Annotated in this window: 19 protein-coding genes; 8 read left to right on the plus strand and 11 right to left on the minus strand. The window is 64.0% G+C overall.

The genetic code is table 11. The annotated features are described in order from the left end of the window. Nucleotides 1-251: 251 nt before the first annotated feature. Entirely contained in the window at nucleotides 252-2,531 is a 2,280-nt protein-coding gene (locus NKK47_RS14970; protein WP_352448507.1) for an NADP-dependent malic enzyme, read from the minus strand. 203 nt (nucleotides 2,532-2,734) lie between these two features. Here NKK47_RS14970 and mutS point away from each other — a divergent pair, with 203 nt between their 5' ends. Then, complete coding sequence (gene mutS / locus NKK47_RS14975) at nucleotides 2,735-5,425, plus strand: DNA mismatch repair protein MutS (RefSeq protein WP_352577513.1); 2,691 nt, start codon at nucleotides 2,735-2,737, stop codon at nucleotides 5,423-5,425. A gap of 96 nt (nucleotides 5,426-5,521) precedes the next feature. On the opposite strand, the gene NKK47_RS14980 is transcribed toward mutS, so the two are convergent. The 3 genes from NKK47_RS14980 to NKK47_RS14990 all read right to left on the minus strand — a co-directional run bounded on the left by NKK47_RS14980 (nucleotide 5,522) and on the right by NKK47_RS14990 (nucleotide 9,411). Beyond that, a complete protein-coding gene (locus NKK47_RS14980) occupies nucleotides 5,522-6,367 on the minus strand; it encodes an aldo/keto reductase (protein WP_352577459.1) in 846 nt (281 codons plus the stop codon). Nucleotides 6,368-6,476: 109 nt separating this feature from the next. Continuing rightward, complete coding sequence (gene copM / locus NKK47_RS14985; protein ID WP_352577460.1) at nucleotides 6,477-6,863, minus strand: CopM family metallochaperone; 387 nt, start codon at nucleotides 6,861-6,863, stop codon at nucleotides 6,477-6,479. 43 nt (nucleotides 6,864-6,906) lie between these two features. Next, complete coding sequence (locus NKK47_RS14990; protein ID WP_352577461.1) at nucleotides 6,907-9,411, minus strand: heavy metal translocating P-type ATPase; 2,505 nt, start codon at nucleotides 9,409-9,411, stop codon at nucleotides 6,907-6,909. A gap of 225 nt (nucleotides 9,412-9,636) precedes the next feature. Between NKK47_RS14990 and NKK47_RS14995 the strand changes: the two genes are divergently transcribed. After that, nucleotides 9,637-12,435 carry a [protein-PII] uridylyltransferase gene (locus tag NKK47_RS14995; protein WP_352577462.1) on the plus strand — a complete coding sequence of 933 codons (2,799 nt, stop codon included), beginning with the start codon at nucleotides 9,637-9,639 and terminating at the stop codon, nucleotides 12,433-12,435. Nucleotides 12,436-12,481: 46 nt separating this feature from the next. Further along, on the plus strand, nucleotides 12,482-14,080 hold the full coding sequence (gene murJ / locus NKK47_RS15000; protein ID WP_352577463.1) for a murein biosynthesis integral membrane protein MurJ: 1,599 nt from the start codon (nucleotides 12,482-12,484) through the stop codon (nucleotides 14,078-14,080). Here the strand turns inward: murJ and NKK47_RS15005 are convergent. Together NKK47_RS15005 and NKK47_RS15010 are read right to left on the minus strand one after the other, a co-directional pair. Next, nucleotides 14,055-14,459: a type II toxin-antitoxin system VapC family toxin gene (locus tag NKK47_RS15005; RefSeq protein WP_352577464.1), complete on the minus strand. Its 405-nt coding sequence runs from the start codon at nucleotides 14,457-14,459 to the stop codon at nucleotides 14,055-14,057. The genes murJ and NKK47_RS15005 overlap by 26 nt on opposite strands. Continuing rightward, a complete protein-coding gene (locus NKK47_RS15010) occupies nucleotides 14,459-14,704 on the minus strand; it encodes a type II toxin-antitoxin system VapB family antitoxin (RefSeq protein ID WP_023676383.1) in 246 nt (81 codons plus the stop codon). The genes NKK47_RS15005 and NKK47_RS15010 overlap by 1 nt, the downstream gene beginning before the upstream one ends. 365 nt (nucleotides 14,705-15,069) lie before the next feature. Here NKK47_RS15010 and trpS point away from each other — a divergent pair, with 365 nt between their 5' ends. From trpS to NKK47_RS15025, 3 genes are all read left to right on the plus strand, one after another. Beyond that, nucleotides 15,070-16,152, plus strand: coding sequence for a tryptophan--tRNA ligase (gene trpS / locus NKK47_RS15015; protein WP_352577465.1), 1,083 nt, complete (start codon nucleotides 15,070-15,072; stop codon nucleotides 16,150-16,152). A 185-nt stretch (nucleotides 16,153-16,337) separates the two neighbouring features. Then, a complete protein-coding gene (locus NKK47_RS15020) occupies nucleotides 16,338-16,829 on the plus strand; it encodes a universal stress protein (RefSeq protein ID WP_023717912.1) in 492 nt (163 codons plus the stop codon). Nucleotides 16,830-16,967: 138 nt separating this feature from the next. Continuing rightward, complete coding sequence (locus tag NKK47_RS15025; protein ID WP_023676386.1) at nucleotides 16,968-17,537, plus strand: NifU family protein; 570 nt, start codon at nucleotides 16,968-16,970, stop codon at nucleotides 17,535-17,537. A 110-nt stretch (nucleotides 17,538-17,647) separates the two neighbouring features. Here NKK47_RS15025 and NKK47_RS15030 read toward each other — a convergent pair whose 3' ends face one another. The 4 genes from NKK47_RS15030 to NKK47_RS15045 form a co-directional block, all read right to left on the minus strand. Beyond that, nucleotides 17,648-18,265 (minus strand): L,D-transpeptidase, encoded by a 618-nt coding sequence (locus tag NKK47_RS15030; protein WP_352577466.1) that lies wholly within the window; start codon nucleotides 18,263-18,265, stop codon nucleotides 17,648-17,650. 337 nt (nucleotides 18,266-18,602) lie between these two features. Beyond that, nucleotides 18,603-18,728 carry a hypothetical protein gene (locus NKK47_RS15035; protein ID WP_352476056.1) on the minus strand — a complete coding sequence of 42 codons (126 nt, stop codon included), beginning with the start codon at nucleotides 18,726-18,728 and terminating at the stop codon, nucleotides 18,603-18,605. After that, on the minus strand, nucleotides 18,729-18,857 hold the full coding sequence (locus NKK47_RS15040) for a hypothetical protein (protein ID WP_352577467.1): 129 nt from the start codon (nucleotides 18,855-18,857) through the stop codon (nucleotides 18,729-18,731). It lies immediately after the preceding gene. Nucleotides 18,858-19,016: 159 nt separating this feature from the next. Then, the gene (locus NKK47_RS15045; RefSeq protein ID WP_352476054.1) at nucleotides 19,017-19,343 is read right to left on the minus strand and encodes a GYD domain-containing protein; all 327 of its coding nucleotides are present in this window, start codon (nucleotides 19,341-19,343) and stop codon (nucleotides 19,017-19,019) included. 153 nt (nucleotides 19,344-19,496) lie between these two features. On the opposite strand from NKK47_RS15045, the gene NKK47_RS15050 reads away from it, so the two are divergent. After that, nucleotides 19,497-19,796 (plus strand): DUF1330 domain-containing protein, encoded by a 300-nt coding sequence (locus NKK47_RS15050; protein WP_023717905.1) that lies wholly within the window; start codon nucleotides 19,497-19,499, stop codon nucleotides 19,794-19,796. A 739-nt stretch (nucleotides 19,797-20,535) separates the two neighbouring features. Further along, complete coding sequence (locus NKK47_RS15055) at nucleotides 20,536-21,036, plus strand: MmcB family DNA repair protein (RefSeq protein ID WP_352577468.1); 501 nt, start codon at nucleotides 20,536-20,538, stop codon at nucleotides 21,034-21,036. A 134-nt stretch (nucleotides 21,037-21,170) separates the two neighbouring features. On the opposite strand, the gene NKK47_RS15060 is transcribed toward NKK47_RS15055, so the two are convergent. Further along, nucleotides 21,171-21,329: a hypothetical protein gene (locus tag NKK47_RS15060; RefSeq protein ID WP_352577469.1), complete on the minus strand. Its 159-nt coding sequence runs from the start codon at nucleotides 21,327-21,329 to the stop codon at nucleotides 21,171-21,173. Nucleotides 21,330-21,378 lie beyond the last annotated feature (49 nt).

A 21,378-nucleotide genomic window follows, 5' to 3' on the forward strand; every position in this document is an offset into this window, starting at 1 on the left:
TGGCATCCCGAACCCCCTCGCGCAAAAGCGCAAAACTGTTCGCGATGTCCTCGCACATCTGTTCGCGATGTCCCCAGTCCAAACACCCCTGTGGGAGAAGGTGGATCGGCGCGCAGCGCCGAGACGGTTGAGGGGTGCTGGACGGAGTGCTGCCGGTGCCAAGCTGGAGCACCCCTCATCCGACCGAGCTTCGCTCGGCCACCTTCTCCCACAGGGGGAGAAGGGAGAGGCGCTGCTGCTGCCCCCGCTCCTCAAGCCCCCGCGCTATACGCCGCGATCGCCGCCATATTCACGATGTCGCTGTCCTTGGCATTCAGCGAGACGATCTGAACCGGCTTGTTCAGGCCGACCAGCAGCGGGCCGATGACGGTCGAGCCGCCGAGCTCCTGCAGCATCTTGGTCGAGATGGAGGCCGAGTGGAAGGCCGGCATGATCAGCACATTGGCCGGGCCGGTCAGCCTGATGAACGGGTACTGCGCCATGGCGCGGGCGTTGAGCGCCACGTCGGCGGCCATCTCGCCGTCATACTCGAAATCGACGCGGCGCTTGTCGAGGATGCGCACCGCTTCCTGGACGCGCTCGGAGCGTTCGCCCTGCGGATGGCCGAAGGTCGAATAGGCGAGCATGGCGAGCCTCGGCTCGTAGCCCATGCGGCGGGCGAAGCCGGCGGCCTCCTCGGCGATGTCGGCGATCTCGACGGCATCAGGCATGTCGTGCACCGCGGTGTCGGCAACGAGGACGGTGCGACCCCGCGCGAGCACGATCGACACGCCGATGACGCAGTGGCCGGGCCTTGCGTCGATGACGCGGCGGATGTCGTCGAGCGCCGTCGAATAGTTACGGGTAACGCCGGTGACGATGCCGTCGGCATCGCCCAGCGCCACCATGCAGGCGGCGAAATGGTTGCGGTCGTTGTTGATCAGCCGCTGGCAGTCGCGGAACAGAAAGCCTTTGCGCTGCATGCGCTCGTAGAGATAGTCGGTGTAGACCGAGTTGCGCCGCGACAGCCGCGCATTGATGATCTCGATGCCTTGCTTGCCGAGATCGATGCCGGCATTCCTGGCGTTTTCCTTGATGATGTCGTCGCGGCCGAGCAGGATGGCGGTGCCGAGCCGCTGGTTCACATAGGAGACGGCGGCGCGCATCACCTGCTCCTCCTCGCCCTCGGCAAAGACGATGCGCTTGGGCTGGCGGCGGACGCGGTCGTAGATGCGCTGCAGCGTCGAGGCGATCGGGTCGCGGCGGGCGGAAAGCTCCTGCGCGTAGCGGTCGAGATCGAGGATCGGCTTGCGCGCGACGCCGGAGTCCATCGCCGCTTTGGCCACCGCGATCGGAATGGCCGAGATCAGGCGCGGGTCGAACGGCACCGGGATGATGTAGTTGGGGCCGAATTTCGGCCGCATGCCCTGATAGGCGGCGGCGACGTCGTCGGGCACGTCCTGGCGCGCCAGTTCGGCGAGCGCTTTGGCCGCGGCGATCTTCATGTCGTCATTGATGGTGGTCGCCCGCACATCGAGCGCGCCGCGGAAGATGTAGGGGAAGCCAAGCACGTTGTTGACCTGGTTGGGATAGTCGGACCGTCCCGTCGCCATGATGGCGTCGGTGCGGATCTCGGCGACCTCCTCAGGCGTGATCTCGGGGTCGGGATTGGCCATGGCGAAGATGATCGGGTTCTTGGCCATCGACTGCACCATTTTGGTGGTCAGCGTGCCCTTGGCCGAGAGGCCGAGGAACACGTCGGCGCCGTCCAGCGCCTCGGCCAGCGAGCGCGCGCCGGTTTTCACGGCATGCGCCGATTTCCACTGGTTCATGCCTTCGGTGCGGCCCTGGAAGACGACGCCCTTGGTGTCGCACAGGATGATATTTTCTGGCGCAAAGCCCATCGCCTTCATCAATTCGATGCAGGCGATGCCGGCAGCACCGGCGCCGTTGCAGACCATTTTCGTGGTCTTCATGTCGCGGCCGGTGATTTCCAGCGCGTTGATCAGGCCGGCGGCCGAGATGATGGCGGTGCCGTGCTGGTCGTCATGGAAGACCGGGATGTCCATCAGCTCGCGCAGCCGCTGCTCGATGATGAAGCACTCCGGCGCCTTGATGTCCTCGAGGTTGATGCCGCCGAAGGAGGGGCCGAGAAAGCGCACGCAGTTGATGAATTCGTCGGCATCCTCGGTATCGACCTCGAGGTCGATGGAATCGACATCGGCGAAGCGCTTGAACAGCACCGCCTTGCCTTCCATCACCGGCTTCGAGGCCAGCGCGCCGAGATTGCCGAGGCCGAGGATAGCGGTGCCGTTGGAGATGACGGCGACCATGTTGCCGCGAACCGTGTAGTCGAAGGCGCGGCTCGGGTCCTCGGCGATGGCGAGAACCGGAACCGCGACGCCCGGCGAATAGGCGAGGCTGAGATCGCGCTGCGTCGCCATCGGTTTTGTGGCGACGATCTCCAGCTTGCCCGGACGCCCCATGGCGTGGAATTCCAGCGCCTCCTGGGCGCTGACGGAGGGCCCGTTGCTCTCGGTTTTCTTGGCCATGGTACTTTTGGTTTCCTCGCCCGTACGGCACCGCTTGAGATGGGTGCGCATGCTTTCTTTTGTGGAAGGTTCGGGATTAAGGCTACACTTCGCCGCTGTAAACCGCCAAGCATGGCTTGGAAAATTTTGGAAGCAGCTTCTTGAACGACGAGACGCCCATTCGAAGCGACAACGCCACGCCGGCCTTCGCGCCGGCGACGCCGATGATGGAGCAGTATATCGAGATCAAGGCGGCGAACCCGGATTCGCTGCTGTTCTACCGCATGGGCGATTTCTACGAACTGTTCTTCGACGATGCCGAGAAGGCAAGCCGGGCGCTCGGCATCGTGCTGACCAAGCGCGGCAGGCACCAGGGGCTCGACATCCCGATGTGCGGCGTACCGGTGCATGCCGCCGACGATTATCTGCAGAAGCTGATCGGCCAGGGGTTCCGCGTCGCTGTCTGCGAGCAGATCGAGGATCCGGCGGAGGCCAAGAAGCGCGGCGGCAAATCGGTGGTGCGCCGCGACGTGGTGCGGCTGGTAACGCCCGGCACCATCACCGAAGACAAATTGCTGGCGCCGTCGGAATCGAGTTTTCTGATGGCGCTCGGACGGGTCAAGGGCGGCAGCAGCGATACAAGAGGCGGGGAGCGCGGAAGCGCGACAGGGAACCAAGGAAGTTTCGCCCTAGCCTGGATCGAGATCTCGACCGGTGTCTTCCGCGTCGCCGAGACAACCGCCGACCGGCTGCTCGCCGATGTCTTCCGCGTCGATCCGCGCGAGCTGATCGTCGCCGAACCGGTGTTTTACGACCCGGAGCTGAAACCGGTCTTCGACGTGCTCGGCCGTGTCGCCAGCCCGCAGCCGCCGTCGCTGTTCGATTCGGCTTCGGCCGCCGGCCGCATCGCCCGCTTTTTCGAGGTGGCAACGCCGGATAGTTTCGGCACGTTTTCGCGCGCCGAACTGTCGGCGATCTCAGGCGTCATCGCCTATGTCGAGAAGACGCAGAAGGCCGAGCGGCCGCCGCTGTCGCGGCCGCAGCGCGAGGAGCAGGGTTCGACGCTGTTCATCGACCCGGCGACGCGCGCCAATCTGGAGCTGCTGCGCACGCTGTCCGGCAGCCGCGACGGGTCGCTGTTCAAGGCGATCGACCGCACGGTGACCGGCGGCGGCGCAAGGCTGCTCGCCGACCGCTTGATGGCGCCGCTGACCGACCCGGCGGCCATCGCCGCAAGGCTGGACTCGGTGTCGTTCTTCCGCTCCGAAACGCGCCTCTGCCAGGCGGTGCGGGCAAGCCTGAAGAGCGTCGCCGACATGCCGCGGGCACTGTCCAGGCTGGCGCTCAACCGCGGCGGTCCGCGCGACCTCGGCGCGCTGCGCGCCGGTTTCGAAGCGGCCGGCGCCATCGCCGAACTGTTCGGCCAAACCGCCTTGCCGGGCGAACTGGCCGCGGCGTTGGGAGCTATCAAGGCACTGCCCAGTGAACTGGCGACGCATCTGGCACAGGCGCTCAGCGACGAGCTGCCGTTGCTCAGGCGCGACGGCGGCTTCGTCCGCGGCGGCTACCACGCCGAACTCGACGAGATGCGGGCACTGCGCGACGAGTCGCGAAAGGTGATCGCCGGGCTGGAGCGTTCGCTGATCGACGAGACCGGCATCCGCTCGCTGAAGATCAGGCACAACAATGTGCTGGGCTATTATATCGAAGTCACCGCTAACCACCATGCGCTGATGACCGGCAGCGACGGCGCCAAGGCGCGCTTCATCCATCGCCAGACCATGGCCAACGCCATGCGCTTCACCACCACGGAACTCGCCGAACTGGAAACCAAGATCGCCAACGCCGCCGACCGGGCGCTGGCGATCGAGCTTGCCGCTTTCGAGGCGCTGACGGCGGAAGTGGTCGGCCAGGCCGACACGATCCGTGCCGGCGCCGAAGCGCTCGCCGTGCTCGACGTTTCGGCCGCACTTGCCTTGCTTTCCGAGAGCGAGGCCTGGTGCCGGCCGCTGGTCGATGCGAGCCTTGCCTTCGAGATTTCGGGTGGACGTCATCCGGTGGTCGAACAGGCGCTGCGGCGTTCCGGCGAAGGCCCGTTCGTCGCCAATGATTGCGATCTGTCGCCGCAAGGCGATGCCAAGGCCGGCGCGATCTGGCTGCTGACCGGCCCCAATATGGGCGGCAAATCGACCTTCCTCAGGCAAAACGCGCTGATCGCCATCCTCGCCCAGACCGGCTCCTTCGTGCCGGCGGCATCAGCCCATATCGGCGTCGTCGACCGGCTGTTTTCGCGGGTCGGCGCCTCCGACGATCTGGCGCGCGGCCGCTCCACCTTCATGGTCGAGATGGTCGAGACGGCGGCGATCCTCAACCAGGCAGGCGAACGAGCACTGGTCATCCTCGACGAGATCGGCCGCGGCACCGCCACTTTCGACGGCCTGTCGATTGCCTGGGCGGCGGTCGAATATTTGCACGAGAAAAACCGCTGCCGCGCGATCTTCGCCACGCATTTCCACGAGATGACGGCGCTGGCCGGAAAATTGCCGCGGCTCTCCAACGTCACCATGCGGGTCAAGGAATGGGAGGGCGACGTGGTCTTCCTGCACGAGGTCGGCAAGGGTGCGGCCGACCGTTCCTACGGCGTCCAAGTAGCGCGGCTGGCCGGCCTGCCAGAGGCCGTCGTCGGCCGGGCCAAGGAAGTGCTGCACCAGCTTGAAGCAGGCGAGGTCTCGGGCAAGGCCAACCGTCTGGTCGACGACCTGCCGCTGTTTTCCGTGGCAGCGAAGCGGGAGGCGTCGAAGCCGGTGAAGAGTGATGGGCTGGGTTTGGCGCTAGCGGAGATCAATCCCGACGAGATGACGCCAAGGGAAGCGCTGGAGGCGCTGTACCGGCTGAAGGGGATGGTTGGGAAGTAGTGCTCGTCCGATAGCGCTCTACGGCACCCCCCTCTGTCCTGCCGGACAGAGGGGGTGTGACGGAACGCTGCTTTGGCTTGCCTTCCGCCCCACCCCTCAAATCATCGCCAGGCCCGACTTCCGCCTCGGCGGTGGGAAGGCGCGGTCAATTTCGGCGAAATCTTCGCTCGTGAGCTCAATCTCCAACGCCGCGACATTCTGCCGGATATGCTCCGGGCGGCTGGCCTTCGGAATGGCGATCACGCCCTCCTGCGCCATCACCAATGCAAGTGCGATCTGCGCCGGCGTCGCACCGTGGCGGGCGGCGATGGCATCTAACCTGGCGTTGCGCGCCAATACCCCCTGATCGACCGGCGAATAGGCCATCAGCGGCATGCCGCGTTGCCGGCTCCACGGGGCGAGGTCGAACTCGACGCCGCGCTGCGACAGATTGTAGAGCACCTGGTTGGTCTGGACGTTGCCGCCGGCCGGCAACCGGACCAGCTCCTCCATCTCGCCGGTATCGAAATTGCTGACGCCCCAATGGCGGATCTTGCCGGCCGCCTTCAACGCTTCGAACGCCTCTACCGTTTCCATCAAAGGCACGCTGCCCGGCCAATGCAAGAGATAGAGATCAATGCGGTCGGTGGCGAGATGCCTCAGGCTGTTCTCGCAGGCCCGTTTCACGCCGGCGCGTGAGGCATTGGACGGCAGCACCTTGGAGACCAGGAAAACCTCGTCGCGGCGCCCGGCGATGGCCTCCGCCACCACCTCCTCGGCGCCGCCGCTGGCATACATTTCGGCGGTGTCGATCAGCGTCATGCCGAGATCCAGCCCGAGCTTCAGGGCATTGGCCTCGTCGCCACGGCGGCGAGCGTCTTCGCCCATCTTCCAGGTGCCCTGGCCGAGCACCGGCACAGCTTCGCCGCAGGGCAGGGAGGTCGTTCTTATCGTCGATGGCATGGCATGCTCCAGTCCGAGGCCCGGATAGCACCATAGCCGCCAAGGGAAATCCAGGCGAAGCAGAAATCCAGGTGAAGCCTCTCGCCCGGATTCCCCGGCAGCGTGACGCCTACTTCGCCGGATGGGAGGCAAGCCAGTCCTGCATCTGCTTGATCTCGGCTTGCTGCGCGGCGATCACCGCTTCCGCCAGCTTGCGGATTTCCGGATCCTTGCCATTGGCGAGCTCGATCTTGGCCATGTCGATGGCCGCCTGGTGATGCGGGATCATGCCGCGGGCGAAATCGACATCGGCATTGCCGGAATATTCGATTGCCATCATGTCGGTATGCATCTTGTCCATCGCCGCCTTGTAGCCCTCGCTCGAGGGGCTCTGCGCGCCCATTGCGCCCATCTCGTGCTTCATCTCCTCGGCTTGTGCCGGAACACTTTCGAGGAAAACGGCAAGCAGCATTCCCGCCGCCATCATCAGCAGCACGATCTTCTTGGCCAAGGTCATTCATCGTCTCCTTTTTTGAACAGGGTCTATCTGGAAGTTTTACTCAGAGTTTCAACGTCCTGAGCCGCAATGCGTTGGCGATCACCGAAACCGAAGACAGGCTCATCGCCGCCGCCGCGAGCATCGGCGACAGCAGCGTGCCGGTGAGCGGATAAAGCACGCCGGCAGCAACCGGCACGCCGAGCACATTGTAGAGGAAAGCGAAAAACAGGTTCTGGCGGATGTTGCGGATCGTCGCGCGGGCGAGCGTCCTCGCCCTGACGATGCCGTTGAGATCGCCCTTGACCAGCGTAATTCCCGCACTTTCGACCGCAACATCGGCGCCTGTGCCCATCGCGATGCCGACATCGGCGGCGGCAAGTGCGGGCGCATCGTTGACGCCGTCGCCGGCCATGGCAACGCCGGCACCGCCGGCGCGCAATTCCTCGACCAGCGCGTTCTTCTGTTCGGGCAAGAGCCCGGCACGCACCTCGTCGATGCCAAGCTTGGCTGCGATGGCCTTGGCAGTACGCTCGTTGTCGCCGGTCGCCATGACGATCTTCAGCCCGCTGTAATGCAGTGCCTTGATCGCCTCGGCGGTGGTCGCCTTGATCGGGTCGGCGACGGCGACGAGGCCGGCGAGCCGGTTGCCGACAGCAACGAACATCGCGGTCTTGCCGTCGGCCTGCAGCGCCTCGGCGCGGGCCAGGACCGCCGCCGTGTCGATGCCGAGATCGGCCATCATCGCGGCATTGCCGAGCGCCACCTTCTGCCCCGAGACCGTGCCGGAAACGCCCTTGCCGGTGACGGCCTCGAAACCGCTCGCGTCGGGGACCTTCACGCCGCGTTCGCGGGCGCCGTCGACGATCGCCTCGGCCAGCGAATGCTCCGAGCCTTTTTCCAGCCCGGCGGCGAGCGCCAGCAGATCGTCTTGCGCCATGCCTTCGACCGCGATGACGTCGGTCAGCCGCGGCCGGCCTTCGGTCAGCGTTCCCGTCTTGTCGACGATCAGCGTGTCGACCGAGGCAAAGCGTTCGAGCGCCGCCGCTTCCTTGATCAGCACGCCGGCATGCGCGCCGCGCCCGGTGGCGGTCATGATCGACATTGGCGTGGCAAGGCCGAGCGCACACGGACAGGCGATGATCAGCACCGAGACCGCCGAGACGATGGCAAACACCAGGCTGGGTTCCGGTCCGACGATCGCCCAGGCGACGAACGCTATGATTGCGACCAGCACGACGGCCGGGACGAAGTAGAACGAGACGCGGTCGGCCAACCCCTGGATCGGCGCGCGCGAACGCTGCGCCTTGGCGACCAGCTCGACGATGCGCGCCAGCGTCGTCTCGGCACCGATCCTTTCGGCGCGCATGATCAGCGAACCGTTCCTGTTCAGCGTGCCGCCGGTGAGGTTGTCGCCTTCGGTCTTCTCGACCGGCAGCGGCTCGCCTGTGATCATCGATTCATCGATGGAAGAGCGTCCTTCGAGCACAATGCCGTCGACCGGCACGGCGTCACCGGGGCGGATGCGCAAGCGGTCGCCGGCCTTGACCGTATCGAGCGGCACGTCGTTTTCAGAACCGTCCGCACCGATCAGCCGCGCCGTCTTCGGCGCCAGGTCGAGCAGCGCACGGATCGCCGACCCGGTTTTCTCGCGGGCGCGCAATTCCAGCACCTGGCCGAGGAACACCAGCGCAACGATCACCGCCGCCGCCTCGAAATAGACCGGCACGGTGCCGTCATGGCCGCGGAACTGGTGCGGAAAGAGGCCTGGAAACAGCGTGGCGACGACGCTGTAGAGATAGGCGGCACCGACGCCGAGCGAAATCAGCGTCCACATATTGGGGCTGCGGTTGAGGACCGAGTCCCAGCCGCGGTGGAAGAACGGGAATGCCGCCCACAGCACCACCGGGCTGGCCAGCGCCAGCTCCAGCCAGACCTTCGCGCGGTCGTCGATGAAGGCCTGAAACGTCAGGCCGAGCATCGGCGCCATGGCGATGAGCAGCAACGGCACGGACAGCACCGCGCTCACCCAAAAGCGCCTGGTGAAGTCGACCAGTTCCGGGTTAGGTCCCTCGTCGCCGGTCGGCACGCCCATCGGCTCCAGCGCCATGCCGCAGATCGGGCAGGAGCCGGGCTTGTCGCGGATGATTTCCGGATGCATCGGGCAAGTGTATTGCGTGCCCTTGGGCATCGGCTGCGGCGCCGGCCTGTCGCCGAGATATTTTGCCGGCTCGGCTTCGAATTTCGCCTGGCAAGCGGCCGAGCAGAAATAGAAGCCCCGGCCCTCGTGCCGCAAAAAGTGCTTGGCCGTGGCGCGATCGACGCTCATGCCGCAGACGGGATCGGTTGCGGTCAGGTATTTTTCCGGCTCGGCGACGAATTTCGCGCGGCAGCTCTCGCTGCAGAAATGATAGCGATGGCCGTCATGCTCGGCCATCGGCTTGCCGGCAGCCGGATCGACGGTCATGCCGCAGACCGGATCGCGGACGACGGCGTCCGCAGCAGAGGAGACGCCCTTTGCCGAGCAGCAGCTGCCATGGGCGTGATGATGGTGATCGGAATGCGTCATGCCGAAAGCCCCTGTAGTTCGGTGTTGCGGCGGAGGTAGTGCTTCCAGTAACTGGAAGGTCAAGGGCTGTTTCGATTTTTCGCGCCTAAGCCCTAACCGAACCGGCCGCGGGCGCGAGATGATCGTCCTGTCGGCGGCCGTGGAGAACGCGTCCGTCCGCCCCATACCCAGCGCCGCGAAAACGCGCTATAGACGCCGCCGAAACGGCGAGGCCGAACGGCATTTATGGCAAGAATATCCCTGAAGCTCGAGGAACTGATCGACGGCGAAGCCTTGCGCCGCGAGATGACCGAACTGACCGAGGCGTCGGCAGGCGACGGCTCCGGCAAGGCCGCGCGCAGCGGCGTTCTCAAGCTTCTCAAAAGCCGGCTCGCCGACGGCCGCACGGTCGCCGAACGCATGCTGATGGACGATGGCAGCGGTACCGCCTGCGCCGCCCGGCTGTCGCATCTGATGGATGAGATCATCCGCGCGCTCTACGACTTCGCCGCCACCCATGTCTATCGCGTCAAAAACCCGTCATCGGCCGAGCGCATGGCGGTCGTGGCCGTCGGCGGCTATGGCCGTGGCACGCTGGCGCCCGGGTCCGACATCGACCTGCTGTTCCTGCTGCCCTACAAGCAGACGCCATGGGGCGAGCAGATCGTCGAATACATGCTCTACATGCTGTGGGACCTCGGGCTGAAGGTCGGCCACGCCACCCGCAACATCGACGAGTGCCTCAGGCTGTCGCGCACCGACATCACCATCCGCACCTCGATCCTGGAGGCGCGCTTCCTGTGGGGCGAGCAAAAGCTCTATGACGAGCTTTTGCAGCGCTTCGACCACGAGGTGGTGCGCACCACCGGCCCCGAATATGTCCAGGCCAAGCTCGCCGAACGCGACGAGCGCCACGCCAAGGCCGGCGAGAGCCGTTACCTGGTCGAACCCAACGTCAAGGACGGCAAGGGCGGCCTGCGCGACCTGCAGACGCTGTTCTGGATCGCCAAATATTTCTACCGCGTGCGCACCGGCGAGGAACTGGTCGACAAGGGCGTCTTCACCGACGCCGAATACAGGGAATTCCAGAAGGCCGAGGATTTCCTGTGGGCGGTGCGCTGCCATATGCATTTCCTCACCGGCAAGGCCGAGGAGCGGCTGCATTTCGACATCCAGCGCGACATTGCCGAGCGGCTGGGTTACACCACCCATCCCGGCCTGTCGGCGGTCGAACGCTTCATGAAGCACTACTTCCTCGTCGCCAAGGATGTCGGCGACCTAACCCGCATTTTCTGCGCCGCGCTGGAAGAAGAGCAGGCCAAGCATGTGCCGGGCTTCAACCGCATCTTCCTCACCTTTTCGCGCCGCAAGCGCAAGCTCGCCGGCACGGCCGATTTCATCGTCGACAACCACCGCATCAACATTGCCGACGACGAGGTGTTCGAGCGCGATCCGGTCAACCTGCTCAGGCTGTTCTGGTTTGCCGACAAGCATGGCCTGGAATTCCACCCCGATGCGCTGAAGCTGTTGACCCGTTCGCTCGGCCTCGTCGGCAAGGCGCTCAGGCGCGACGAGGAGGCCAACCGGCTGTTCCTCGATATCTTGACCTCGGACCGCAATGCCGAGCTCAATCTGCGGCGCATGAACGAGGCCGGACTGCTGGCAAAGCTGATCCCGGACTTCGGCAAGATCGTCGCCATGATGCAGTTCTCGATGTACCACCACTACACCGTGGACGAGCATTTGATCCGCTGCATCGGGGTGCTGGCCGAGATCGAGCGCGGCGACGGGGAAAAGATCCATCCACTCGCCCACTCGCTGATGCCGGGGCTGAAGAAGAGCCGCGAGGCGCTCTATGTCGCCGTGCTGCTGCACGACATCGCCAAGGGCAGGCCGGAGGACCATTCGCAAGCCGGCGCCAGGATCGCCCGGCGCATCTGCCCGCATATGGGGCTCTCGCCGGCCGACACCGAAACGGTCGCCTGGCTGGTCGAGAACCACCTCGTCATGTCTATGACGGCGCAGACCCGCGATCTCAACGACCGCAAGACGATCGAGGATTTTGCCGCCATCGTGCAGTCGGTCGAACGGCTGAAGATGCTGCTTGTGCTTACCGTCTGCGATATCCGCGGCGTCGGGCCCGGGGTCTGGAACGGCTGGAAGGGCCAGTTGCTGCGTACGCTCTATTACGAGACCGAGCTTTTGTTGACCGGCGGGTTTTCGGAGGTGTCGCGCGCCAAACGGACGGCGGCGGCGCGCGAACAACTGGCCGAGGCGCTTGCCGACTGGCCGGAAAAGGCCCGCAAGCGTTATGTCGGCCAGCACTACGAGAACTATCTGCTGGCGGTCGATCTTCCCGACCAACTCCGCCATGCCGAATTCATCCGCGAGGCCGATCACGCCGGCAAGAAGCTCGCCACCATGGTGAAAACCCACCAGTTCGAGGCAGTGACCGAGATCACGGTACTTGCGCAGGACCATCCGCGCCTGCTTTCGGTGATTGCCGGCGCCTGTGCCGCGGCCGGCGGCAACATCGTCGACGCGCAGATCTTCACCACCTCGGATGGTCGGGCGCTCGACACCATCCTGATCTCGAGGGAGTTCGACCTCGACGAGGACGAGCGCCGCCGTGCCGAGCGCGTCGGCCGGCTGATCGAGGACGTGCTATCGGGCAAGAGCTGGCTGCCCGAAATGATCGAGAAGCGGACCAAGCCGCGGCGCGGCGCCAAGGTTTTCCGTATTCCGCCACGCGCCGAGATCCGCAACACGCTGTCGAACCGTTTCTCGGTGATCGAGGTCGAGGGGCTGGACAGGCCGGGCCTTCTGTCGGAGATCACCGGCATGTTGTCGGACCTGTCGCTCGACATCGCCTCGGCCCACATCACCACCTTCGGCGAAAAGGTCATCGACACGTTCTACGTCACCGATCTCACCGGCCAGAAGATCGACAGCCCGTCGCGTACGGCGACCATCCGCAACAGGCTGATCGCGGTGCTCGAGGGCACGGCGTCCGAGCGCGGCAAGACCAAAACGGCCGCCGAGTGACTGTTACCTTCCATTTGCCCCAATCGCACAGGCAGTCTTCAAGCGCATGAGCCTTGTCAAGAAATTCGCCACGGTCGCTTCCGGCACGCTGATGAGCCGCGCCCTCGGTTTCGGCCGCGAGATGCTGATGGCTGCCGCACTCGGCACCGGGCCGATCGCCGACGCTTTCAACGCCGCCTTCCAGTTTCCCAACACCTTTCGCCGGCTGTTCGCCGAAGGCGCCTTCAATGCCGCCTTCGTGCCGCTGTTCGCCAAGGAGATCGAGACGCACGGCACCGACGGCGCCAAGCGCTTTTCCGAAGAGGTGTTCGGCGTCTTGTTCACGGCGCTTCTGGCGCTGACCATCGCCATGGAACTGGCGATGCCGCTGATCGTGCGCTACCTGGTGGCGCCGGGCTTTGCCGACACGCCGGGAAAATTCGAGACGACGGTGGCGCTGGCGACCGTCATGTTCCCCTACCTGATCTGCATGTCGCTCGGCGCCATGATGGCCGGCATGCTGAATTCGCTGCGCCGCTATTTCGCCGCTGCGGTGGCGCCGGTGTTCCTCAACGTCATCCTTATCGCCGTGCTTGCCTATGCCTGGTACAAGGGTTCGGACGCCCGCACCGTTGGTTTCGGCCTGGCCTGGGGCGTGCTGGCGGCCGGCCTGGTGCAGCTGGCGATCGTCTGGGCGGCGGTGCGCCATGCCGGCATTTCGATCGGCTTCCGGCGGCCGAAGATGACGCCGAACGTCAAGCGGCTGCTGATCCTGGCGCTGCCGGCGGCGATCACCGGCGGCATCACCCAGATCAACCAGCTGATCGGCACGGCGATCGCGTCGGCGCAGGACAGCGCGGTGTCGTCGCTGGCCTATGCCGACCGCGTCTACCAGCTGCCGCTGGGCGTCGTCGGCGTCGCCGTCGCCATCGTGCTTTTGCCGGAACTGTCGCGGGCGCTGAAATCAGGCAATCTGGTCGAGGCCGCCAATCTGCAGAACCGCTCGGTCGAGTTTACCCTGTTCATGACCTTGCCGGCGGCGGCCGCGCTGCTGGTCATGTCCGAGCCGATCGTGCGGCTGGTCTATGAGCGCGGCGCCTTTGCCGCCAACAATTCGACGCCGACGGTCGCGGCAATCCTGGCGATCTTCGGCCTCGGCCTGCCGGCCTTCGTGCTGATCAAGGCGTTCACCCCAGGCTATTTCGCCCGCGAGGACACGCGCACGCCAATGATTTTTGCCGCCATCTCGGTGGCGGTTAACATTACGACGGCGCTGACGCTGTTTCCGACCATGGGCGCGCCCGGCATTGCCGTTGCCTCCGCTGTCGCAGGCTGGGTCAATGCGGCGATGCTGCTCGCCGTGCTGATCCGGCGCGGCCATTGGGGCCGCGACGTGCCGCTCATGAAACGCATCCCGCGGCTGGTGCTGTCGGCGGCGGTGATGGCCGCGGCGCTCTATCTTGCCGAACACTGGTTCGCCGCAAGGCTCGGCTCCGGCTCGCCGCTGGTGATCAAGGCGGTAACGCTGCTTGCGCTCGTCGCCGGCGGGGCGCTGCTCTACTTCGTTACTGCCTTCGCCACCGGCGGCGCCGATTTCGGCATGATCCGCCGCAATATCGGGCGCAAGGGCTCCCAGCCGGTCAAGCAACAGTCTCCAGATCCGTGAAGCGGAATTCGTCCGCCGTCGAAAGCATCGGAACGGCATAGTAGCGCGCACAGGCGTAGTGGAAACAGTCGGCCATGTTCAGGCGGCCAGCGTTGTTGCGAAACCGCGATGCAGCCTCGACTGACAGAGATGCCGCGTCAGAGGCAGGCGGAAGCTCCCGCAAGGTGATTCCACGCTCTTCGAGAAAACGGCTGACTATCTTGAAGCTTGTGGCGACCGGGACGGCTAGCTTTTCCGATCGCGAAAGCGCCATCACGGCTTCCCAAACCGCGATAGCCGACGTGAACGGAGCCGACGCCTTCATGACCGCCTGCGCGCAGCGCGGGGCTTCGGTCTCGTTGCTCAGTATTGCAACGATAGCGGCTGCATCGATGAACATCAGTCTTCGCCGGACAATTCGTCGTAGACCGAGCGCGGCAGCGGCTTGCGCGCCTGCTCGCTCAGCTCAATCCCGAACTCGGCCCGGAGCCGTGCCGCCGTTTCCAGCGGCGTCTCGCGATTGCGTCGGCGCTCCAGAGCTTCGCGCATGGCGATCACGATTGCCTCGGTGATCCCGACACCTTCAAGCCTGGCAAAAGCCCGCGTCAGGCTGTCCGCTTCCTTGTTGTTGATGTTGATCGTCATTGTTTTGCTTCCGCTGTGTAGCAAATATTATGTAGCTATCTACATCAGTCGGTCAATGTGGCCCTAAGCCAAATCGAAGCGATTGCCGAGGTGAGCTATTTTGTTCTTGCCTTGTGCCGGCAGCTATGCTACCAATTTCGGTATGGTGCTGATTGGCGCCGAAGACCCGCCGCAAGGCGGGTTTTTGTTTCTGGTCGGCGCCATCCCCCTCAAACAGCCCCTGCGGCGTCTTAGTCGGCCGAAGCGCAAAGCCTGCGCGCCCAGTCAATACCCCTCTTGATCGCCTCCTCGCTCTCGTCCATAAGCGCGCCGTCGCAAGACTTTCGCCGCGCGCGAAACGGCCCTCCACAAGCCAGGGAAACACTATGACCGACCTCAACCAGCCCGCCTTCAAGCCGCTCGTCTTTTCCGGCGTCCAGCCAACCGGCAATCTGCATCTCGGCAATTATCTCGGCGCCATCAAGAAATTTGTCGCCCTGCAGGACACCTCCGACTGCATCTATTGCGTCGTCGACCTGCATTCGCTGACCGCACAGCTCGTCTATGAGGATCTTCAGGACCAGACGCGTTCGATCACCGCGGCGTTTCTCGCCTCCGGCATCGACCCGACCAAGCACATCGTCTTCAACCAGTCGCGGGTGATGCAGCACGCCGAGCTTGCCTGGATCTTCAACTGCGTGGCGCGCATCGGTTGGATGAACCGCATGACGCAGTTCAAGGACAAGGCCGGCAAGGACCGCGAGAACGCCTCGCTCGGCCTGCTTGCCTATCCCTCCCTGATGGCCGCCGACATCCTTGTCTACCGCGCCACCCACGTGCCGGTCGGCGACGACCAGAAGCAGCATCTGGAACTGACCCGCGACATTGCGCAGAAATTCAACAACGACTTTTCAGACCGCATCGCAGCGCTTGGCGTCGGCGTCGAGATGCAGGTCGGCGAGGAGACGGTGAACGGCTATTTCCCGCTGACCGAGCCGGTCATCGGCGGCCCGGCGGCGCGCATCATGTCGCTGCGCGACGGTTCGAAAAAGATGTCGAAGTCGGACCCGTCGGACCTGTCGCGCATCAACCTGACCGACGACGCCGATGCCATCTCGAAGAAGATCCGCAAGGCCAAGACCGACCCGGAGGATTTGCCCGGCGAACTGGACGGGCTTGCCGGCCGGCCGGAAGCGGAAAACCTCGTCGGCATCTATGCCGGCCTCGCCGAAATCTCGAAAGAGGCCGTCCTGAAGGAATTCGGCGGCCAGCAGTTTTCGGTGTTCAAGCCGGCGCTGGCCGATCTCGCCGTGGAAAAGCTGGCGCCGATCGCCGGCGAGATGCGCCGCATCTCCGCTGACGGCGCCTATGTCGACGCGGTGCTGCGGGATGGCGGCGAGCGTGCCGGCACATTGGCCGAAGCGACCATGAAGACCGTGCGCGACATTATCGGCCTGCTGCAAGGCTAATGCATGTCGCGCAAAAGTGTGCAGCGGTTTTGCGATAACGACATGCATAAAACAAGAACCTGAAGCGCGTCGCTGGTCGAACGCGACGCGCTTTAAGCTGCACCAACATTGCCACAGCCGCCGGTCGCTTGCGGGCGGGCTGTGGCGGTGGCAGATTGCGACCGAAACCATCGAACAGGGTGAATATGGTCTCCAAACGCCTCAGCCGCGAAGCCGGTCATCGCCGCAAGTTCCTGGCGATCATCGACGACACGCCCGAATGCGAGCGCGCCGTCGCCTACGCCTCGAAGCGGGCGCAAAGCACGGGCGGCGTACTGGTGCTGCTCTATGTCATCGAGCCGGATGATTTCCAGCACTGGCTGGGCGTCGAGAAGATCATGCGCGAGGAGGCGACCGCCACGGCGCGCGCGGCACTGGACAGCTACGCCAACAAGGTGCGCCAGAAGCTCGGCATCGAGCCGGAACTGGTGGTGCGCGAAGGCAAGCCGACCGAAGAGATCCACAAGCTGATCGAGGAAGACCAGGACATCGCCATCCTGGTGCTGGCGGCAGGCGCCGGCAAGGAAGGGCCTGGGCCGCTGGTCGGCGCGGTCGCCGGCAAGGGCGCCGCCTTTCCGATTCCCGTCACGGTGGTGCCGCAGAACCTGTCCGACGAAGAGATCGACAGCCTCGCCTGAGCGCGCCTCGCTCAAGGCAGGGGTAAAACATTCCGCCTGCCGCTACCGCCGGCGATGCCTTTCGCTTGAATGTCGGGCGGATAAAGCCTAATTAGAATAATTCCAAACTAGCTGCCCCAAACGGGCACGGAGACGGCCATGTTCATCCAGACCGAGTCGACGCCAAATCCGGCGACGCTGAAATTCCTGCCCGGCAAGGAAGTGCTGCAAGAAGGCACCGCCGATTTCCGCGATGCCGACAGTGCCGCGACGGCTTCGCCGCTCGCCGGCCGGCTGTTCGAAATCCCCGGCGTCACCGGCGTCTTCTTCGGCTATGATTTCATCACCGTGACCAAGGACGGCCCCGACTGGCAGCATCTGAAGCCGGCTATCCTCGGCGCCATCATGGAGCACTTCATGTCAGGCGCCCCGGTGATGGCCAAGGCCGGCCCCGCCGCCGAGACCAGCCAGACCGGCGAATTCTACGACAAGGCCGACGAGGAGCTGGTCGTCACCATCAAGGAGCTGCTCGACACGCGGGTGCGCCCGGCGGTGGCCCAGGACGGCGGCGACATCACCTTCCGCGGCTTCGAGAACGGCACCGTGTTCCTGCACATGAAGGGCGCCTGCGCCGGCTGCCCGTCGTCGACCGCGACGCTGAAGCACGGCATCCAGAACCTGCTCCGGCACTTTGTGCCGGAAGTGCAGCACGTCGAACAGGTCTCCTGACGCGCCGTTCCATCGTCAACGTCGATAGACAACAAAAAACCGGGCCAAAGTGCCCGGTTTTCTGTTTGCGACGTCTGTGTTGTTGCCTAGACGGTCCGCGTATAAGGGTTTTATATCACAATGACCTTGGCGCCGACCGAGGTGCGGTCGTAGAGGTCGATAATGTCCTGGTTCATCAGCCGGATGCAGCCCGACGACATCGCCTTGCCGATCGAATTCCATTCCGGGCTGCCATGCAGGCGATAACCCATGTCGCCGCCCTTGTTGAACAGGTACATAGCGCGCGCGCCGAGCGGGTTCTTCAACCCCGGGTCCATGCCACCGGCAAACTTGGCCAACTCCGGCTGCCGCTTGATCATCTGCGAAGGCGGTGTCCAGGTCGGCCATTCGCGCTTCAGCGCGATATGGGCGGTGCCGTGCCATTCGAAACCCTCACGGCCGACGCCGATGCCGTAGCGCATCGCCTCGCCGTCGCCCATGACGAGGTAGAGGAACTTGTTCTGCGTATCGACGATGATGGTGCCCGGCTTTTCCTTGGTGTCGTAGTCGACGATCTGCCGGCGGTATTTGAACGGCACCTTTTCGATCGGAACGCGCGGCAGGTGATAGCCGGCGTCGGTCACCGCGCCGTAGTTGTTGGTGAAGATCTGCGAGCCGATGGTGCTGCAACCGGCGACAGCCGTCGACAGCGCCAGGGCCGCGACGATTGCAAGTGACTTCATGCGCATGAAAAGGTCCGATGCCTACCCAAACAACAGCGGCTCGAGTCGGCCGCTTTTTTCATCTTCATTCATGCTGGCATTTGCTTTGCTTGCCAAGCGGGCGATGCCTATATCCTTGGGCTTGCGTGCTGGTAAACCTGCGACTATGGCATTTCGGCAACAGCCCCCGCAGGATTATGTTGCAAAATCAATGGGCCAGGAACAAGGACCAGGAGACGAAGAAATCACCCATGATGTCGGTGACGCTGCCCGGCGTTCTGGCCTGCGGCCAAGACCATCCGTTGCAACGAGGAGATCGGCCTGAGACGCGGCCGCCGCAGGGGAAAGTCCAGACGGGCCGGGTTCAATAAAGGACGCCGCGAAGCACGGTCCAAGCCAGAAGCCCGAACGTGCCGATCACCACCAATGCACCAAGGACCGTGCCGATCGTTTCAGGCAGTCCATCGGGGCGACCAGGATCGTCGGCCATTCAACTATCGATCATGACGTAGGCCGCACCAAACACGGCAAAGATAATTGCCCCAAGCACCGCCCAGCCTCTGATGGCCGGGCGGATTTCCTCCGGCGTCGCTGATTTCCGGTCGTCATCTTCCGTCATCTAATGCTCCTCGTAAAACACCGTAGCCGACATTGAAAGCGCACGCTGCCGGCGCTGCCAAGAGCCGCAGTGGACTCTTTTGCGCAAAAGTTTAGGAACGTGCGCAGTTCGCGAGCAAGCGTTACCAGCCTTCGACACTCCGCAAAGCGCGGGCGGCGGTCACGATCCCGGTGGGCGATACCGGATCGACTTGGCTTTCCCAAGGGCTTCCATCGTCTCTTCGACACTTAGCAGCACGGTGGTCTCGTAAGAGCTGAGCGCGCCTCCCGCACCGATGGCGAGCATGACGGATGCCATCGACACGTTGTCCGGCGCCTCCCATAGGTTCCAGCCATCGTACTCTCCGAAGGCATACCAGAACCCGTGCAGCTTTCCGCCGACCGACTCGATGTAGGAACGGGCAGCCTCACGTCTATCCTCGGGATTATCCATCAAGCGCGCCCAGGTTTCGGGCCTGTAGCTGAATCGCGTGAGATACATCGGCATGGTTCGTCTCCTCCCAGAGCTGCCCCCACCAAGACAGTTAAGCGCCCCAATCCGGGAGAACGCGAGTCGTTTCCGAGGCGTAGTACCGCTGGCTTAGTTGCGGGGCCGCTAATAGACCTGTTTCAATTGCCTTTCCCAAGGGGAGTAAGGTCAATGGCCGCATATCTCATTGCGGATGTAGACATAACCGACGCCGCCGTTTTCGAGGAATACCGCCGGGACGTGCCGGCAACCGAAGCCCGCTACGGGGGGAGGTACATCGCTCGCGGCGGGGCCACCAAAGTGCTGGAGGGCGATTGGGAACCTCATCGCCTCGTCATTGTCGAATTCCCGGACATGGCGTCCCTCCTGGCATGGTACGACTCTCCAGAATACGGCCGCCTCAAAGCCATCCGCGAACGCTGCGCAAAGACGAGAATTATTGCTCTGGAGGGCATGATGCCGGTTAGCTGAGGGCCGGGTCGATGACAATGGCAAATCTGAGTTGCCATATCTGGTGCGGCCCGGCGACGGGACAGGAGCATTCTGATATGAATCAGCAAGCTTTAAACTTGCGGGCGGGAAATGACGGCCAATGATGGGAGGATGACGCCGGAAGCACTCATTGACGGGACCTACAAATCAATATGACCCAACACCAGATCGGCAGGCGGTGTTGCAGCGTGACCTAGGGTTGTGTCATGGCATTGAAAATGCCGGCGCCAACTATCGCACATAAGGCTGCGGCCCCAAGCCCTCCCACAATGATGCACCACCAGGCGCGGCCATTTCCCCGAAGCACGGGATTCATTTTTATCATCCGTCGCGCCAGAAGCCCCTGGTAGAGTGCATAAGAAGACCCGAAACCGGCGAGCCAAATGACGGAAAATACGACGCCCCGCGTGAGCATCCTATTGAGCCTAGTCTGCTCGACCGTCAAACTTGCATTCTCAGTAACCATGCTTCGCCACCTTTTTGATTATGCTGCGACCACTATCGGGCCTGCAGCGGTGAATATTAGATCAACCGCGACGCCTCGCGAAAACATAGCTCCCCTCACCAGTAGGAAACGCATTCATAACGCGAGCGGCCCGCCTTGTGGAAGGGCGGGCCTTGTAGCGCCCGCTCCACAGTATTTTGCAGATTAGGTTTGTCAGCCAGATAATCGCCGCGACCGGGTTCAAACCGTGAACAAATCTGGCATGGTGCGGTAATGCCGATCATCTCACCTCTACCCCTCAATCCGCTCATCGACGGCCGCCAGTCGGAGCGCGCCATGCTGGTCAGGCGCGGCGTGCAGCGGCTGCTCAGGCAGATGGGCGCGCATGTCTTGCCCGAACTGTCGCTGGCCACCGGGCGCCGCGCCGATCTCGTGGCGCTGACCCGCCACGGCGACATCTGGATCATCGAGATCAAGTCCTCGGTCGAGGATTTCAGGGTCGACCGCAAATGGCCGGACTACCGGCTGCATTCCGATCGCTTCTTCTTCGCCACCCATCCCGGCGTGCCCCAGGAGATTTTTCCGCAGGAGTGCGGCTTCATTCTCTCCGACGGTTACGGCGCCGAGATTTTGCGCGATGCGCCCGAGCACCGCATGGCGGCGGCAACGCGCAAGGCGCTGATGCTGCGGATCGCACGCGCCGGTGCCTCGCGGCTGCTGGCGGCCGAGCTTGCCGGCGTGTCGGTGCCGGCGCTGGAGGGTGAGAGCGAGTAGGGGCGTTTCGCTCGTCGTAATTTTGGACGTCGCGCTGCCCCTCATCCGGCTGCCGCCACCTTCTCCCCGTATAGTGACGGGGAGAAGGGAGTAAGCCGGACAGCTATTCCACGATGCGGTAGATGTTCCACAGGCTAGGTGCCCGACACAACGTAGGGCTCGATCTCCTTGCCCCATTTGGCGTGCGCGTCGATCTTGCCGATCCTGGCGAAGAACGCCTCCAACTGGGCGAGGCTCTCGACCTGGTGGTGTGCCTCGACCGTCGCTTCGCGCGCGCCGATCGATCCGGTCATGATCTGGAACTTGAGGTCGTCGAGGCCGACCTCTGAGCCGATCTCGCGT

Origin of the sequence: Mesorhizobium sp. M0019, from assembly GCF_040323975.1 — a bacterium.
Classification (GTDB): Bacteria; Pseudomonadota; Alphaproteobacteria; order Rhizobiales; family Rhizobiaceae; genus Mesorhizobium.